Annotated in this window: 14 protein-coding genes, 1 tRNA gene and 1 CRISPR repeat array (1 of these 16 only partly in view); of the genes, 12 read left to right on the top strand and 3 right to left on the bottom strand. The window is 59.1% G+C overall.

What is annotated here, in order from left to right:
* Positions 1 to 2,027: a CRISPR direct-repeat array (repeat unit 28 nt; unit sequence GTTCACTGCCGTGTAGGCAGCTCAGAAA); it begins 46 nt to the left of the window's first position.
* A 138-nt stretch (positions 2,028 to 2,165) separates the two neighbouring features.
* The gene (locus tag NJ69_RS00965) at positions 2,166 to 2,417 is read left to right on the top strand and encodes a hypothetical protein (protein WP_039575431.1); all 252 of its coding nucleotides are present in this window, start codon (positions 2,166 to 2,168) and stop codon (positions 2,415 to 2,417) included.
* 131 nt (positions 2,418 to 2,548) lie between these two features.
* Positions 2,549 to 2,983, top strand: a complete 435-nt coding sequence (locus NJ69_RS22235) for a hypothetical protein (protein WP_209435521.1) — start codon at positions 2,549 to 2,551, stop codon at positions 2,981 to 2,983.
* A gap of 225 nt (positions 2,984 to 3,208) precedes the next feature.
* Here the strand turns inward: NJ69_RS22235 and NJ69_RS00970 are convergent, their stop codons facing one another.
* Both NJ69_RS00970 and NJ69_RS00975 read right to left on the bottom strand, forming a co-directional pair.
* Complete coding sequence (locus tag NJ69_RS00970) at positions 3,209 to 4,684, bottom strand: TIR domain-containing anti-phage reverse transcriptase (RefSeq protein ID WP_155290506.1); 1,476 nt, start codon at positions 4,682 to 4,684, stop codon at positions 3,209 to 3,211.
* A 486-nt stretch (positions 4,685 to 5,170) separates the two neighbouring features.
* Positions 5,171 to 5,255 (bottom strand) — tRNA-Leu (locus tag NJ69_RS00975).
* A gap of 108 nt (positions 5,256 to 5,363) precedes the next feature.
* Here NJ69_RS00975 and queA point away from each other — a divergent pair.
* The 6 genes from queA (at position 5,364) to NJ69_RS01005 (ending at position 11,436) form a co-directional block, all read left to right on the top strand.
* Positions 5,364 to 6,413, top strand: coding sequence for a tRNA preQ1(34) S-adenosylmethionine ribosyltransferase-isomerase QueA (gene queA, locus NJ69_RS00980; RefSeq protein ID WP_039575433.1), 1,050 nt, complete (start codon positions 5,364 to 5,366; stop codon positions 6,411 to 6,413).
* Positions 6,414 to 6,427: 14 nt separating this feature from the next.
* Positions 6,428 to 7,543, top strand: a complete 1,116-nt coding sequence (gene tgt / locus NJ69_RS00985; protein WP_016393977.1) for a tRNA guanosine(34) transglycosylase Tgt — start codon at positions 6,428 to 6,430, stop codon at positions 7,541 to 7,543.
* A gap of 41 nt (positions 7,544 to 7,584) precedes the next feature.
* Positions 7,585 to 7,920: a preprotein translocase subunit YajC gene (gene yajC / locus NJ69_RS00990; protein WP_029613662.1), complete on the top strand. Its 336-nt coding sequence runs from the start codon at positions 7,585 to 7,587 to the stop codon at positions 7,918 to 7,920.
* 65 nt (positions 7,921 to 7,985) lie between these two features.
* Complete coding sequence (secD, locus tag NJ69_RS00995) at positions 7,986 to 9,848, top strand: protein translocase subunit SecD (RefSeq protein ID WP_029613661.1); 1,863 nt, start codon at positions 7,986 to 7,988, stop codon at positions 9,846 to 9,848.
* Positions 9,849 to 9,858: 10 nt separating this feature from the next.
* Complete coding sequence (secF, locus tag NJ69_RS01000) at positions 9,859 to 10,767, top strand: protein translocase subunit SecF (protein WP_039575437.1); 909 nt, start codon at positions 9,859 to 9,861, stop codon at positions 10,765 to 10,767.
* Between the two features lie 120 nt (positions 10,768 to 10,887).
* Positions 10,888 to 11,436, top strand: a complete 549-nt coding sequence (locus NJ69_RS01005; RefSeq protein ID WP_029613660.1) for a glycine zipper 2TM domain-containing protein — start codon at positions 10,888 to 10,890, stop codon at positions 11,434 to 11,436.
* A gap of 82 nt (positions 11,437 to 11,518) precedes the next feature.
* Here NJ69_RS01005 and suhB read toward each other — a convergent pair whose 3' ends face one another.
* A complete protein-coding gene (gene suhB, locus NJ69_RS01010) occupies positions 11,519 to 12,337 on the bottom strand; it encodes a type III secretion system regulator SuhB (protein WP_029613659.1) in 819 nt (272 codons plus the stop codon).
* A gap of 151 nt (positions 12,338 to 12,488) precedes the next feature.
* Between suhB and trmJ the strand changes: the two genes are divergently transcribed.
* The 4 genes from trmJ (at position 12,489) to NJ69_RS01030 (ending at position 15,972) form a co-directional block, all read left to right on the top strand.
* Positions 12,489 to 13,259 (top strand): tRNA (cytosine(32)/uridine(32)-2'-O)-methyltransferase TrmJ, encoded by a 771-nt coding sequence (trmJ, locus tag NJ69_RS01015; RefSeq protein WP_039575441.1) that lies wholly within the window; start codon positions 12,489 to 12,491, stop codon positions 13,257 to 13,259.
* A gap of 5 nt (positions 13,260 to 13,264) precedes the next feature.
* Complete coding sequence (gene cysE, locus NJ69_RS01020; RefSeq protein WP_039575444.1) at positions 13,265 to 14,050, top strand: serine O-acetyltransferase; 786 nt, start codon at positions 13,265 to 13,267, stop codon at positions 14,048 to 14,050.
* 177 nt (positions 14,051 to 14,227) lie between these two features.
* Positions 14,228 to 14,719: a Fe-S cluster assembly transcriptional regulator IscR gene (gene iscR, locus NJ69_RS01025; protein ID WP_029613657.1), complete on the top strand. Its 492-nt coding sequence runs from the start codon at positions 14,228 to 14,230 to the stop codon at positions 14,717 to 14,719.
* Positions 14,720 to 14,757: 38 nt separating this feature from the next.
* Positions 14,758 to 15,972, top strand: a complete 1,215-nt coding sequence (locus tag NJ69_RS01030; protein ID WP_039575446.1) for an IscS subfamily cysteine desulfurase — start codon at positions 14,758 to 14,760, stop codon at positions 15,970 to 15,972.
* The last annotated feature ends 19 nt before the right edge of the window (positions 15,973 to 15,991 follow it).

Genomic DNA, 15,991 nt, shown 5'->3' on the forward strand with positions numbered 1-15,991 from the left:
CGCGGTGCGCCGCCGTTCACTGCCGTGTAGGCAGCTCAGAAAAGCGCGCGAAGACGCGTTCGATTCCCGCGCCCGTTCACTGCCGTGTAGGCAGCTCAGAAAGTGGCGATTCGGGTCTTGTGCATCCACCACGCGTTCACTGCCGTGTAGGCAGCTCAGAAAAAATCGCGCTCAATTCGTGCGTGAACCCACTCGTTCACTGCCGTGTAGGCAGCTCAGAAAAGCTTCGCACGCTGGCCCTGCAGGGCGGCATTGTTCACTGCCGTGTAGGCAGCTCAGAAAAAGTAATCAACCGCCCTGGAGGGCAGATAGATGTTCACTGCCGTGTAGGCAGCTCAGAAATGAAGGTCGTCGATGGTGAGGCGCTGGGGCTGGTTCACTGCCATGTAGGCAGCTCAGAAATCCGGCTCTGCGCTGGTGGATAGAGCTTTGACGTTCACTGCCGTGTAGGCAGCTCAGAAATACACCCGCAGGCGCTCCAGGGCGCTGGATTGGTTCACTGCCGTGTAGGCAGCTCAGAAAAAACTCGCCCAGGAAGCGGCCCACGTAGTCATGTTCACTGCCGTGTAGGCAGCTCAGAAAGACATCGGCACTGATCGTCGCCCGAATTGAGGGTTCACTGCCGTGTAGGCAGCTCAGAAATTCTCGGTGCCCGGGTTCAGCAGCGCCGCCGAGTTCACTGTCGTGTAGGCAGCTCAGAAAATCCCGGCCCAAGATCGTCACAACGATGAGCTGTTCACTGCCGTGTAGGCAGCTCAGAAAAGGGCGAGCCGGTGGCGCTCCCAATGCGTCGAGTTCACTGCCGTGTAGGCAGCTCAGAAATGACTCGGCGAACCGAATTTCGCTGGCCTTCACGTTCACTGCCGTGTAGGCAGCTCAGAAAGTCAAGATGGTCCCAGTTGTGCCCGCCAGCGTGTTCACTGCCGTGTAGGCAGCTCAGAAAACGCCGAAGCTGATGAACTGCAGCATCGAGTCGTTCACTGCCGTGTAGGCAGCTCAGAAACTTGAAGCGGTTGCCAAAGGCGATTTTTGCGAAGTTCACTGCCGTGTAGGCAGCTCAGAAAGCAAAGACAGTCGGGGATGCGGTCAAGTCGGTGTTCACTGCCGTGTAGGCAGCTCAGAAAATTATAGAGGCTGACGAACATCGCCCGCACAGGTTCACTGCCGTGTAGGCAGCTCAGAAATGAGGACAGTGCCGCGACAAAGGCAACGGAATGTTCACTGCCGTGTAGGCAGCTCAGAAAAACCTGTTCGGCTCTGAGTCGATCGGCGCGATGTTCACTGCCGTGTAGGCAGCTCAGAAAATGTACCAAGGTGAGTCGCTGTTATCGACCGAGGTTCACTGCCGTGTAGGCAGCTCAGAAATTCAACATGCCGGCGATCACCCGGAGGCGGACGTTCACTGCCGTGTAGGCAGCTCAGAAACATCGCCAGGAACAGGTCGCCGAACCGTTGTTGTTCACTGCCGTGTAGGCAGCTCAGAAAAATGGCGACGGCCAAGGGTTCTGGCGGGGCGCGTTCACTGCCGTGTAGGCAGCTCAGAAAAGAACCTACACCGGAGCGTGGGACGGCACGTTCTTCACTGCCGTGTAGGCAGCTCAGAAAGCAAGGGCCACGTCCGAAACATCAAGGACGCCGTTCACTGCCGTGTAGGCAGCTCAGAAAATGTACGTGCGAGCCCGAACGGTGAAGGAAGCGTTCACTGCCGTGTAGGCTGCTCAGAAACAGGTGCTTGGCGTTGACCGGCAGCAGCTCGAGTTCACTGCCGTGTAGGCAGCTCAGAAAGACATGCGCGGGCATGGAGAGTTATCGCCATGAGTTCACTGCCGTGTAGGCAGTTCAGAAATTTGGCACCTGGACGGTATTGCCGAGATTTGCCGTTCACTGCCATGTAGGCAGCTCAGAAAGAGGGCCGTCCTTCATCATCAAGCTTGGCAAGGTTCACTGCCGTGTAGGCAGCTCAGAAATCCGGGGCTGTTGCGCTCCCGTCTGCGGGCGTGTTCACTGCCGTGTAGGCAGCTCAGAAATCGATCCCAGGCCGCCTCGCACAGTTCGAATCAGTGATAGCAACTATCAAGCGGGACGATTTTTCACCTTGTGCGGCGCCTCATAAGCTTGACCCATCGATTCGAAACCCTCGAATGTCAGGCACAGGATGCTGCACCATGAACGCCATTGTCCGTCCTCTTCTGGTTGTCATCACTGCTGTTGGCCTCAGTCTTCTTGCAGGCTGTGCCACCCATCCCGAACTACGTCCCTATACTGCGCAGGAAGTGCGCCAGTTGCGGCTGGAAGCGCTGCAGCGTCACGGGCTATCTCTGGATGCCTACGAAAGGCAGCGGGCTGTAATCATCAGGGCCGACCAGGCAGAAATGGCGGCAAGCAGCGAGCAATCCGTAGACGGTTTCAGCGGGTGAGGCTTCGATGATGAGAAAAACACTGCGCGCATTACTCATAATGTCCTCCGCGTTGTTCTTTATCAGTTTGGCAGGCTGCGCAGGATCGTCACGCCTGTCTACGGGTGGCGTTGAGCGGTCCCAGTTCGACTATGAAAAGCGGCTGGCCCAAATTTAAGCCTGTGTCGTCTGTTTCAAAGTGTCATAAGTTAACTCAGCATATCGCAAAAGCAGACCAGCCAATCAACAACGTGGTTGCTGATAAATTTGTGATGATGGCTTTTGACGAGATGTTACAGCCTGACGACTTCTTCAAATTTCATGAAGTTCGAACAGAGTATAGAGTGTCTATCAGTCTTGTGAAAAACAGAAAGGTAATTAAGACAATTAAAGTCAATATGGGTTATTTGACATTGATAACAACATCAAAGCAGTTTGATTATCAAGAGTGTGAAAGTCAGGAAAAGAAGGCCACAAGACCATCACTTTTTAACCCCGTTTATCGTGTCGGTAATGTCGAGTTTATGGCGACATTTAACGACAGTAAGAGTTACTATCGAGACGTAGTCGATATGCTAAAAATATAAGGAGTCTCGAAAGAGGCTTTTTTTGTGTCAATTTTCCGTTTTCTTCTTGCTAGAAGATTTAAAGCCAGTTGAGAATTAGGCCCTTTTTCTGGCCTTTGCTTTCATGCGAAGCATACCCCCAGATTGGCGAGCCACTGCACGCCCCAAGTTAGCCGGCTGGCGAGTGTTGCCAGTTATCCAAACGGGTACAAGTCCCCGCTTGGATAACCGCCTTGATCAATTCATTTACTCGGCTTTTTGAGCCAGCAACGCTTGTACCTTCTGTGCAATTTCAGCGGGATTATTATTCCACTCTACATAGAGCTTGTCGTTCATCAAAAAATTGTTGCCCAGGATGGTCTCTTTGTCGCCATGGATCAGCGGTAGGAGCCGTTTGGTTCCACCCGAGATGTCACCATTAAGAACCGAGTTGATCTCTTGCTGTGGCCAAGCTTTACCTACCGATTTATCAGTCATCACTGCGATGACGTAACGCGATTTCAAAAGTGCTTTATTGATTGTCCCGATCAGGGAATCACCCCAGCCGATTTCTTTTGCATCATAAAAAGCATGAATATTGAGCTTGTTAAGCTCGTTGTACAAAGGTTCGACAATTTCCGCTTTGTCTTCGGAAGCGTGACATAGGAATACGTCATACATCTGGTATTGCTCCTTAAGAGGCTTGATAAATTTTGGTGGGCTTGGATCATGCTTAGCCATTTTAAGGATAAGCTTTACGTACGTTGGGTCATCACTTCCTTTCACCATGGCAAGGAATGATAATCTACCGTAAATATTACGCTTTAACTTGCTGCCGTCACCAGTCAGTCCAGCATCCTCGACTTTCAACCCTAGGATATCGATGTAGTATTTTCTTTCAGCTTCGACTGGGTTGTCTATCCAGTGGTGAATTGCAGTCCTTAACTTATGCTTATACTCCGCCGGGACATTGACTTTTTTATTTGTAATCAGCCCTGTTACTTCTTGGCGGCTGTATTTTGATTGGAGCCTGCTTTTCTTTTCGTTTATTTCAAAACGTGCTCGTGAGAAAATATTGGAAAGGTCCTCTCCAATAATTGTCTTGCCTTCGCTGATATGGGCAATCTCACGCGGGAAAACTCGTTTGGCAGAGATACTGATGTCGTCCGCATACCGAGAGTAAATCAAGCGATGACTTCGAATATGTTTGATTATTCGGTTGTCCAGAGTGCTCGCCACAATGTTGGAGATAATAGGGGAGGTGGCAGCACCTTGAGGCAGGTAATTGTTGAAGCAGCAAATTTGAGCTATGACGGTTGCTACATCGGGGTGCATTTCAAATGGCTTAGCGATGAAGACGGCTCGGACACGCCCGAAATTTATTGATCCAAAAAAGTCTTTAATATCGACGTTTAAAACCCAGTTGGATTTCCTGTGAAGGTTCGCGTTTTCCAGGATGCCCCGCTTCTTTATGAAGCCCTGAACGCATGGCTTAAATTCAACATTCTCTTCCAGAAGCTTGGCGAGGCTTTGTTGAATTACCCGCAAGCCTTTTTGAGGTACGTCGATTTTCCTGAAACCACCCCGTTTTTTGGGCATCTCAAACGATTGATACTTTAGATCATCTGCTCGTTTGTAGCAGATATAAAGGAGATGCCCTTTCTGCACTTCCAGCAGCTCGCATAGCGAATCAAGGGAACTGAGCTTTAAAATAGAGCGTGAAGGGGGATTGAGTAGCTTCAAGGCATTCTCCGGCCTGACTGCTACCGGAGTAGTAAGTAGCACCCCCCGCCATTTACCTTACGCCTCGCGAGACTCGTAACATTCCGAATCATTAGTCTCAACGTCACTCACAGTAGCATATGTCCTAACATTAACGATGATTGCAGTGGTCGCACTGCATAGTTAAAGCGTGGAGGGGTGCTTTGAGCTTTATGCCTGAAATGCGTTCGGATGGCAATAGGACATCAGTCGGCTGGCTTGCGATTAGACTATACATGTCTATACAGGATAGGAGGTACCTCGCCGTGAATCCTAGCATGTGCTGCTACGCATCGTTGGCCGGAAGGACACGAGCGGGTCAACCCACCCGCTTCAGCGGAGGTGATTGGAGATTTGGCCAGGAAAAATGAGAAAAACGAAAGAAAAAAGGTAGATTTTTTGGATAGAAAAAGGGGTAGAAATTTCTTTCTACCCCTTCTCTAAATCCTTGATTTACAAGGAAAATGATGGTGCCCCGAGGGAGACTCGAACTCCCACTCCTTTCGAAAACGGATTTTGAATCCGCCGCGTCTACCAATTCCGCCATCAGGGCTTGTGGCGCCGCAGTATAGTGAGGGTCTTCGACTCGGTCAATCGGCTTTCATGGTCAATTTTCATGCATTGGGCTAAACTTCCCGGCCCTGCCAAACCGAACACGATCATGCGCGTCGCCGATTTTTCCTTCGAACTCCCCGATTCCCTCATCGCCCGTCATCCCCTGGCCGAGCGCCATGGCAGTCGTCTGCTGGTCCTCGACGGGCCGAGCGGCGAGCTGGCGCACCGGCGTTTCACCGACTTGCTCGAGTACCTGCGCCCGGGCGACCTGATGGTGTTCAATAACACCCGGGTCATTCCGGCGCGGCTGTTTGGCCAGAAAGCCTCCGGCGGCAAGCTCGAAATGCTGATTGAGCGCGTGCTCGACAGCCACCGGGTGCTGGCCCACGTGCGCGCCAGCAAGGCGCTGAAGGTCGGGGCCACGGTGCTGATCGACGGCGGCGGCGAGGCCGAGATGGTGGCGCGCCACGAGACGCTGTTCGAATTGCGCTTCAGCGAAGAGGTGCTGCCGCTGCTCGACCGCGTCGGGCACATGCCGCTGCCGCCCTACATCGACCGTCCCGACGAGGGCGCCGACCGCGAGCGTTACCAGACCGTCTACGCCGAGCGCGCCGGGGCGGTGGCGGCGCCCACTGCCGGGTTGCACTTCGACGAGGCGTTGCTGGCGCAGATCTCCGCCAAGGGCGTGGCGCGCGCCTTCGTCACCTTGCATGTGGGCGCCGGCACCTTCCAGCCGGTGCGGGTCGACAAGATCGAAGACCACCACATGCATAAAGAATGGCTGGAGGTGAGTCAGGACGTGGTCGATGCCATCGACGCCTGCCGCGCCAGGGGCGGGCGGGTGATCGCGGTGGGGACCACCAGCGTGCGGTCGCTGGAAAGCGCGGCGCGCGATGGCGTGCTGAAGGCCTTCAGCGGCGATACCGACATTTTCATCTACCCTGGTCGGCCGTTCCATGTGGTCGATGCGCTGGTGACCAACTTCCATTTGCCCGAGTCCACGCTGCTGATGCTGGTCTCGGCCTTCGCGGGATATCCCGAGACCATGGCGGCCTACGCGGCGGCGGTCGAGCAGGGGTATCGCTTCTTCAGTTACGGTGATGCCATGTTCATCACCCGCAATCCGGCGCCGCGCGGCCCCGAGGATCAAGCATGAGTCGCACCTGTCGTATGTCCTTCGAACTGCTGGCCACCGACGGCAAGGCCCGTCGTGGTCGGCTGACCTTCCCCCGTGGCACCGTGGAAACCCCGGCGTTCATGCCGGTGGGCACCTACGGCACGGTCAAGGGCATGCTGCCGCGTGACATCGAGGCCATCGGTGCCGAGATCATCCTGGGCAACACCTTCCACCTGTGGCTGCGTCCGGGCACCGAGGTGATCAAGAAGCACAACGGCCTGCACGATTTCATGCAGTGGAAAGGCCCGATTCTCACCGACTCCGGCGGCTTCCAGGTGTTCAGCCTGGGTGCGATGCGCAAGATCAAGGAAGAGGGCGTGACCTTCGCCTCGCCGGTGGACGGTTCCAAGGTGTTCATGGGGCCGGAAGAGTCGATGCAGGTGCAGCGCGACCTGGGCTCGGACATCGTGATGATCTTCGACGAGTGCACGCCGTACCCGGCCGAGCATGACGTGGCGCGCACCTCCATGGAGTTGTCGCTGCGCTGGGCCCAGCGTTCGAAAAACGCCCACGGCGACAATACCGCCGCGCTGTTCGGCATCGTCCAGGGTGGTATGTACCAGGACCTGCGCATGCGTTCGCTGGAAGCGCTGGTCAACATCGACTTCGACGGCTTGGCCATTGGTGGCCTGTCGGTGGGTGAGCCCAAGCACGAGATGATCAAGGTGCTGGACTACCTGCCGGCGCAGATGCCTGCTGACAAACCTCGTTACCTTATGGGGGTAGGCAAACCGGAAGATCTGGTTGAGGGTGTGCGCCGCGGCGTCGACATGTTCGACTGCGTGATGCCCACGCGCAACGCGCGCAACGGTCATCTGTTCGTCGATACAGGGGTGATCAAGATCCGCAATGCGTTCCATCGCCACGATGATTCGCCGCTGGATCCGACCTGTGACTGCTACACCTGCAGCAACTTCTCGCGCGCCTATCTGCATCACCTGGACAAGTGCGGCGAAATGCTGAGCAGTATGCTCAATACCATCCACAACTTGCGCCATTACCAGCGCTTGATGGCCGGTTTACGCGAGGCTATTCAACAGGGTAAATTGGCCGCCTTTGTCGACGCCTTCTATGCCAAGCGCGGACTTCCCGTACCGCCTTTGGATTGACTGTTCGTACACAACACTAAATTAAGCAACTGGAGTGCTACATGAGCTTTCTGATTCCCGCCGCTTACGCGGACGCTGCAGCCCCGGCCGCCGGCCCCGCCGGTACCGGCTTCGAGTGGATCTTCCTGGTCGGCTTCCTGGTCATCTTCTACCTGATGATCTGGCGTCCTCAGGCCAAGCGCGCCAAGGAGCAGAAGAACCTGCTCGGTGCCCTGCAGAAAGGCGACGAAGTGGTCACCAACGGCGGTATCGCCGGCAAGATCGTCAAAGTATCGGATGATTTCGTGGTGCTGGAAGTGTCCGACACCGTCGAGCTGAAGTTCCAGAAGGGCGCCATCGCCGCGACCCTGCCGAAAGGTACGCTCAAGGCTATCTGAGTTACCGGTTTCATTTTTTCCAGTCGGGGCGCGCAACGCGCCCCGCGTCTTGAACGGGCGGCGTGATGCTGAACAAATACCCTCTGTGGAAATACCTGCTGATCCTGGTGGTACTGGCGGTCGGCTTTATTTATTCCGCTCCCAACCTCTACCCGGACGATCCGGCGGTGCAGATCAGCGGCGCAAGCTCGGCCCTGCACGTGAGCCAGGCCGACCTCGACCGCGCCACCAAGGCGCTGACCGATGCCGGTATCGCGGTCAAGGGCGGCAGCCTGGGCGAGAAGGGCAGTGCGCTGGTGCGCCTGACCAACCAGGAAGATCAACTGCCGGCCAAGGACGTGGTGCGCAAGGCATTGGGTGACGACTACGTCGTTGCGCTGAACCTGGCCCAGACCACCCCGCAATGGCTGCGCAACCTGGGCGCCAGCCCGATGAAGCTGGGCCTGGACCTCTCCGGTGGTGTGCACTTCCTGCTCGAAGTGGACATGGACAAGGCCATGAGCGCCCGGATGAAGGTCTACGACGGCGAGGTCAAGACCCTGCTGCGCAAGGAGCGCGTGCGCTACCGCAGCCTGCCTCAGCAGGACGGTGCCATTCTGCTCGGCTTCTCCGACGACGCCACCCGCGAACAGGCCCGTGCCCTGGTCCGCAAGAATTTCAGTGATTTCGACATCACCACCACCGAGCGCAACGAGCTGTCGGTCCTGCGCCTGGCGCTGACGCCGGCCAAGGTCGCGGAAATCCGCGAGTACTCGGTCAAGCAGAACCTCACCACCGTGCGCAACCGGGTCAACGAGCTGGGTGTGGCCGAGCCGCTGGTCCAGCGTCAGGGCGGCAACCGCATCGTGGTCGAACTGCCGGGCGTGCAGGACACTGCCGAAGCCAAGCGTATCCTCGGCAAGACCGCCAACCTGGAGTTCCGCTTCGGTGCCGAGCCCGGCGCTTCGAAAGCCACTACCGAGGTGTTCGAGTTCCGCGACGGCAATCGTTCGGCGGCGGTCGAGCGCGGCCTGATCATCACCGGCGACCAGGTCACCGACGCCCAGGCCAGCTTCGACGAGCACGGTCGTCCACAGGTCAACATCCGCCTCGACGGTCACGGTGGCGAGCTGATGAGCCGCGCCACGCGCAGCAACGTCGGTCGCAGCATGGCGGTGATCTTCATCGAGCAGCGTCCGATGACCCGCTACGAGAAGCAGGTGGTCGATGGCGTCGAGAAAGACGTACCGATCCAGACCTTCAAGGAAGAGAAGAAGATCATCAGCCTGGCGACCATCCAGTCGCCGCTGGGTAGCCAGTTCCGCATCACCGGCCTGAACGGTCAGGGCGAGTCGTCCGAGCTGGCGCTGCTGCTGCGTGCCGGTGGCCTGGCCGCACCGATGTACTTCGCCGAAGAGCGGACCATCGGCCCGAGCCTGGGTGCCGACAACATCACCAAGGGTGTCGATGCGTCGCTGTGGGGCATGCTGTTCGTCTCGCTGTTCATCATCGCCATCTACCGCGGTTTCGGCGTGATCGCCACCGTCGCCCTGGCGGGCAACATGGTGCTGCTGCTGGCGCTGATGTCGCTGCTGGGGGCCACCCTGACGCTGCCGGGTATCGCCGGTATCGTGTTGACCATGGGTATGGCGGTGGACGCCAACGTGCTGATCTTCTCGCGTATCCGCGAGGAGCTCAAAGCCGGCATGTCGGTGCAGCGCGCCATTCATGAAGGTTTCAACCGCGCCTATACCGCGATCATCGACGCCAACCTGACCAGCCTGCTGGTCGGCGGCATCCTGTTCGCCATGGGTACCGGCCCGGTCAAGGGCTTCGCGGTCACCATGTCCCTCGGGATTTTCACCTCGATGTTCACCGCCGTCATGGTGACCCGCGCAATGGTCAACCTGACCTGCGGCGGGCGTGACATCAAGAAGCTGTGGGTTTGAGGGAGCTGCGATGAAAACCATCAACTTCATGGGCGTGCGCAATGTCGCGTTCGCCATCACCATGCTCCTCACCGTGCTGGCGCTGTTCAGCTGGTGGCAGAAGGGCCTGAACTTCGGCCTGGACTTCACCGGCGGCACGCTGATCGAGCTGACCTACGAACGCCCGGCTGACCTCAAGGCAGTACGTGCCGAGCTGGTCGAGTCCGGTTTCCATGAGGCCGTGGTGCAGAGTTTCGGCGCCACCACCGACCTGCTGGTGCGTATGCCTGGCGACGACCCACAACTGGGTAATCGCGTGGCCAGCGCCCTGCAGAAACTTGGCGGCGACAACCCGGCGACCGTCAAGCGCGTCGAGTTCGTCGGCCCGCAGGTGGGTGAAGAGCTACGCGACCAGGGTGGCCTCGGCATGCTTCTGGCCCTGGGCGGTATCCTCATCTACCTGGCGTTCCGCTTCCAATGGAAGTTCGCCGTGGGCGCCATCGTTTCGCTGATCCACGACGTGGTGGTGACCCTGGGCATCCTGTCGTTCTTCCAGATCACCTTCGACCTGACGGTGCTGGCAGCGGTGCTGGCGATCATCGGCTACTCGCTCAACGACACCATCGTCGTGTTCGACCGGGTGCGCGAGAACTTCCGGGTGATGCGCAAGGCTTCGTTGATCGAGAACATCAACGTCTCGACCACCCAGACCCTGCTGCGCACCATCGCCACCTCGGTGTCGACCCTGCTGGCCATCGCCGCCTTGCTGTTCTTCGGCGGCGACAACCTGTTCGGCTTCTCCCTGGCGCTGTTCATCGGCGTCATGGCCGGTACCTACTCGTCGATCTACATCGCCAACGTGGTGCTGATCTGGCTGAATCTGAACAGCGAAGACCTGATCCCGCCGGTTAAGGCCGAGGGTGCGGACGACCGACCGTAAGTAATTTCCTACGCCGTTTGGCGTAACAAGAGGCGCGAGTGTTGAACTCGCGCCTTTTTTTTTGCTCCAAGGCAGGGAGAAGGCGGGCGTAGCCCCGTGAGTACGATCAGGAGAGTCCACGTGAACAAATCAATGCTGGTGGGTGCGGTTCTGGGTGCTGTCGGTGTCACTGCCGGAGGTGCTGTGGCGACCTACAGCTTGGTGAACAAAGGGCCTGAATACGCCCAGGTCACCGATGTGCAGCCGATCAAGCAACAGGTGAAGACGCCGCGCGAAGTGTGCAAGGACGTGACCGTGACCCGGCAGCGTCCGGTGCAGGACCAGCACCAGATCGCCGGTACGGTGGTGGGTGCGTTGGCGGGCGGCCTGCTGGGTAACCAGATCGGCGGCGGCAACGGCAAGAAGCTGGCCACCGTGGCCGGTGCAGTGGGCGGCGGCTATGCCGGCAACAAGGTGCAGGAAGGCATGCAGCAGCGTGACACCTACACCACCACGCAGACCCGCTGCAACACGGTCAATGACCTCAGCGACAAGGTGGTGGGCTATACGGTCAAGTACACCATCGGTGATCAGGCAGGTGTGGTGAAGATGGATCACGAGCCGGGTTCGACCATTCCGCTGGACAAGAATGGCAAGCTGGTGTTGAGTCAGGCGCAGCCTGGGCAGTGACGACGGATCGCGTTCTTTTCAGGCGCAGTTGAATAAAAAAAAGCACCTCGAGAGGTGCTTTTTTTGTGCCGCCGAGATCGCCTCAGCGCTTCAGGTTTTCCGGCAGGTGCGGCTGGATCGCCGTCAGCACCGCCTTGAAGCATTTAATGTTGCCGGCAACGATGTGGCCTTTCTCGAGGAAGTCGTGGCCGCCATTGAAGTCGCTGACCAGGCCGCCCGCTTCCTGGATCAGCAGCACGCCGGCTGCCATGTCCCATTCCGACAGGCCCGACTCCCAGAAGGCGTCGAAACGACCGGCCGCTACGTAGGCCAGGTCCAGCGCAGCGGAACCGGCGCGGCGGATGCCGGCGGTCTGGCCGGTGAGGGCGCGGAACATGCCCAGGTAGTTGTCCAGGTCGGCCATCTGGTTGTCACGGAACGGGAAGCCAGTGCCGAGCAGGGCGCCTTCCAGGCTGGTGCGCGAGCTGACGCGCAGGCGTCGGCCATTGAGCTGGGCGCCGCGACCGCGGCTGGCGGTGAATTCTTCCTGGCGCACAGGATCGACGATGACCGCGTGCTCGAGGCGACCGCGATAGCGGCAGGCGATGCTGACCGAGAAGTGGGGAACGCCACGCAGGAAGTTGGTGGTGCCGTCCAGCGGATCGATGATCCACAGGTAGTCCTTGCCTTCCTCGCCGGTGCCGGCATGCAGGCCGGTTTCTTCGCCTTGGATCGAGTGGTTCGGATAAGCCTTGCGCAGGGCGTTGACGATGGTCTGCTCGGCGGCGCGATCGACCTCGGAGACGTAATCCTTGGCCTCTTTCTCGTCGACCTTGATGCTATCCAGGCGTTCGATGGAGCGGAAAATCAGTTCACTGGCGCTGCGAGCGGCGCGCAGGGCGATATTCAGCATAGGCTGCATGGGCGTTTCACCTGGAGATGTTAAAGAAGAAAGCCGCCTAGTCTATCAGAAAACTGTTCCGGCAGAAGGGTGACATGCACTTTCGTGGCGTTACGCCCCTCGCTTAGGTAACATCGCGGGCCTTGTCGTGTGCCTTCGTGAGCGTGTCACCGTGCTGCAGAATATTCGTGTCGTTCTGGTCAATACCAGCCACCCCGGCAACATCGGCGGCGCTGCGCGTGCCATGAAGAACATGGGCCTGTCGCGGCTGGTACTGGTGCAGCCGAAGGTGTTTCCGTCCGATGAGGCCGCGGCGCGGGCCTCCGGGGCCGACGATGTGCTGGCGAGCACGCAGGTGGTCGACAGCCTCGAAGAAGCCCTGACCGGCTGTACCTTGGTCATGGGCACCAGCGCCCGTGAGCGCAGCATTCCTTGGCCGCTGATCGATCCCCGCGAGTGCGGTGCCAAGGCAGTGGCGCATGCCGTCGGCGGCGAGGAGATCGCTCTGGTGTTCGGGCGCGAGCATGCCGGGCTCACTAACGAAGAGCTGCAGCGATGTCACTTCCATGTGCACATCGCCTCGAACCCCGATTTCAGCTCGCTGAACCTGGCGGCGGCCGTCCAGGTGCTTTCCTACGAAGTGCGCATGGCCTGGCTGGCCGCTCAGCAAGCGCCTTCGGCGGTCGAGGCGTTGGAGGTTGGCTCGCCGCCCAGCGACGACCTGGCCACCATGGACGAGATGGAGCGGTTCTACGAGCACCTGGAAAAGACCCTGGTGGACATCGGCTTCCTCGACCCGGCGAAGCCCAAGCACCTGATGCCGCGTCTGCGCCGGTTGTATGGGCGCAGCTCGGTCAATCGTTCGGAAATGAGCATCTTGCGTGGCATCCTCACCGAGACCCAGAAGGTCGTCCGGGGTGACGCGCACAAGCGCAAGGACTAGACCCCATGTTCGACCGTCTGCGTGAAGACATCCAAAGCGTATTCCACCGCGACCCGGCCGCGCGCAACGCCTTCGAGGTGCTGACCTGCTATCCCGGTATGCATGCCATCTGGTTGCATCGCCTGGGCAACGCCCTGTGGCGTCGCGACTTCAAGTGGCTGGCGCGGCTGGTGTCGAACTTCGGGCGCTGGCTCACCGGGATCGAGATCCACCCAGGTGCAACCATTGGCCGACGCTTCTTCATCGATCACGGCATGGGTATCGTCATCGGCGAGACCGCCGAAATCGGCGACGACGTCACCTTGTACCAAGGGGTGACGCTCGGCGGCACCAGTTGGAATAAAGGCAAGCGCCACCCCACGCTGGAAAACGGGGTGGTGGTCGGGGCCGGCGCCAAGGTGCTCGGCCCATTCACTGTTGGCGCTGGAGCCAAGATCGGCTCCAATGCCGTGGTCACCAAGGCGGTGCCGGCGGGGGCGACCGCCGTGGGCATTCCCGGGCGCATCATCGTGAGGCAGCAGGACGATGAGGCGGGTGCGCGGCGCAAGGCCATGGCCGAGAAGATCGGCTTCGATGCCTACGGCGTCAGCGCCGACATGCCCGATCCGGTGGCCCGCGCCATCGACCAGATGCTCGATCACCTGCAGGCGGTCGACGAGCGCCTTGAAGGCATGTGCGGCGCGCTCACTCAGTTGGGCAGCGACTACAGCGCCAAGGCGCTGCCGGCTCTGCCCGAGGAGGACTTTGCCGAGGTCAAGCCGGCGATCAAGAGCGACGCGGCGGCGCACTGATTCCGTCAACACAGGTCGGCGCATTGGCCAAGGGCGTGTGCTGCCGGCCCGTGTCTGCTATCATCGCGCCGCCTCCCGCATTCAAACCCGACTAAAGCACTAGGTCTTATAGTTGACTTAAATGCTCGGGAATCGCATACTCGCACACATCCTGTAACTCCCGTGGTACCCATAGCCATGCGATTGACTACCAAAGGCCGATACGCCGTCACCGCCATGCTCGACCTGGCGTTGCACGCGCAGCATGGACCGGTATCCCTGGCCGACATTTCCGAGCGTCAGGGCATTTCCCTTTCTTATCTGGAACAGCTGTTCGCCAAGCTGCGCCGCAGCAGTCTGGTTTCCAGCGTGCGCGGTCCCGGTGGTGGCTACCAGTTGTCCAGAACCATGGAAACCATCCAGGTGGTTCAGGTGATCGACGCGGTCAACGAGTCGGTCGATGCGACCCGCTGCCAAGGCCTCGGCGACTGCCACTCCGGTGACACCTGCCTGACCCACCATCTGTGGTGCGACCTCAGCCAGCAGATCCATGAATTCCTCAGCGGCATCAGTCTGGCCGACCTCGTCATGCGCCGTGAGGTGCAGGAAGTCGCCCAGCGCCAGGACCTGCGCCGTGTCGCCGGTCGCGTTGCCCAGCTGGACAAGATTGAGACGTCCGCCGTCGACTGATGCGACGAGCGACGCCAACGCCTGATAGGAGATATTCAATGAAGTTGCCGATCTACCTCGATTACTCCGCGACCACACCGGTCGATCCCCGTGTCGCGCAGAAAATGGCCGACTGCCTGCTGGTCGACGGAAACTTCGGTAACCCGGCCTCGCGTTCCCACGTGTTCGGCTGGCGTGCCGAGGAAGCCGTCGAGAACGGCCGTCGCCAGGTCGCTGAACTGATCAATGCCGACCCGCGCGAGATCGTCTGGACCAGCGGTGCCACCGAGTCCGACAACCTGGCCATCAAAGGCGTCGCGCACTTCTATCAGACCAAGGGCAAGCACATCATCACCTCCAAGATCGAGCACAAGGCGGTTCTGGACACCGCTCGCCAGCTCGAGCGCGAAGGTTTCGAAGTCACCTACCTCGAACCCGGTGAAGACGGCATCATCACCCCGGCGATGGTCGAGGCGGTGCTGCGTGACGACACCATCCTGGTCTCGCTGATGCACGTGAACAACGAAGTCGGCTCGATCAACGACATCGCTGCCATCGGTGAACTCACCCGTGCTCGCGGTGTGTTGTTCCACGTCGATGCCGCGCAGTCGGCCGGCAAGGTCGAGATCGACCTGCAGAAGCTCAAGGTCGACCTGATGTCGTTCTCCGCGCACAAGGCCTACGGGCCTAAAGGCATCGGCGCGCTGTACGTCAGCCGCAAGCCGCGCGTACGTTTGGAAGCCATCATTCACGGCGGCGGTCACGAGCGTGGCATGCGTTCGGGCACCCTGCCGACTCACCAGATCGTCGGCATGGGCGAGGCATTTGCCATCGCCAAGCAGGAAATGGCCGCCGAAAACGTGCGCATCAAGGCCCTGAGCGACCGCTTCTTCAAGCAGGTCTCGGACCTCGAAGAACTGTACGTCAACGGCAGCCAGACCCAGCGCGTACCGCACAACCTGAACCTGAGCTTCAACTACGTGGAAGGCGAGTCGCTGCTGATGTCGCTCAAGGACATCGCGGTATCGTCCGGCTCGGCGTGCACCTCCGCGTCGCTCGAACCGTCCTACGTGCTGCGCGCTCTGGGCCGCAACGACGAGCTGGCGCACAGCTCGATCCGCTTCTCCTTCGGTCGTTTCACCACCGAGGAAGAGGTCGACTACGCCGCGCAGGAAGTCTGCAAGGCCGTGAACAAACTGCGTGAACTGTCGCCGCTGTGGGATATGTACAAGGACGGCGTCGACATCTCCAAGATCGAGTGGGCCGCCCACTAAGCAGTCGCCAGCAAGAGCG

It is taken from the genome of Pseudomonas parafulva, assembly GCF_000800255.1.
Lineage (GTDB): Bacteria > Pseudomonadota > Gammaproteobacteria > Pseudomonadales > Pseudomonadaceae > Aquipseudomonas > Aquipseudomonas boreofloridensis.

Coding starts and splice junctions, on each gene's coding strand:
- NJ69_RS00965 (WP_039575431.1), top strand. CDS start 2,166: ATGAACGCCATTGTCCGTCCTCTTCTGGTTGTCATCACTGCTGTTGGC.
- tgt (WP_016393977.1), top strand. CDS start 6,428: ATGTCCTTCGAACTGCTGGCCACCGACGGCAAGGCCCGTCGTGGTCGG.
- queA (WP_039575433.1), top strand. CDS start 5,364: ATGCGCGTCGCCGATTTTTCCTTCGAACTCCCCGATTCCCTCATCGCC.
- iscR (WP_029613657.1), top strand. CDS start 14,228: ATGCGATTGACTACCAAAGGCCGATACGCCGTCACCGCCATGCTCGAC.
- secD (WP_029613661.1), top strand. CDS start 7,986: ATGCTGAACAAATACCCTCTGTGGAAATACCTGCTGATCCTGGTGGTA.
- suhB (WP_029613659.1), bottom strand. CDS start 12,337: ATGCAGCCTATGCTGAATATCGCCCTGCGCGCCGCTCGCAGCGCCAGT.
- yajC (WP_029613662.1), top strand. CDS start 7,585: ATGAGCTTTCTGATTCCCGCCGCTTACGCGGACGCTGCAGCCCCGGCC.
- NJ69_RS01030 (WP_039575446.1), top strand. CDS start 14,758: ATGAAGTTGCCGATCTACCTCGATTACTCCGCGACCACACCGGTCGAT.
- NJ69_RS22235 (WP_209435521.1), top strand. CDS start 2,549: ATGAAAAGCGGCTGGCCCAAATTTAAGCCTGTGTCGTCTGTTTCAAAG.
- cysE (WP_039575444.1), top strand. CDS start 13,265: ATGTTCGACCGTCTGCGTGAAGACATCCAAAGCGTATTCCACCGCGAC.
- secF (WP_039575437.1), top strand. CDS start 9,859: ATGAAAACCATCAACTTCATGGGCGTGCGCAATGTCGCGTTCGCCATC.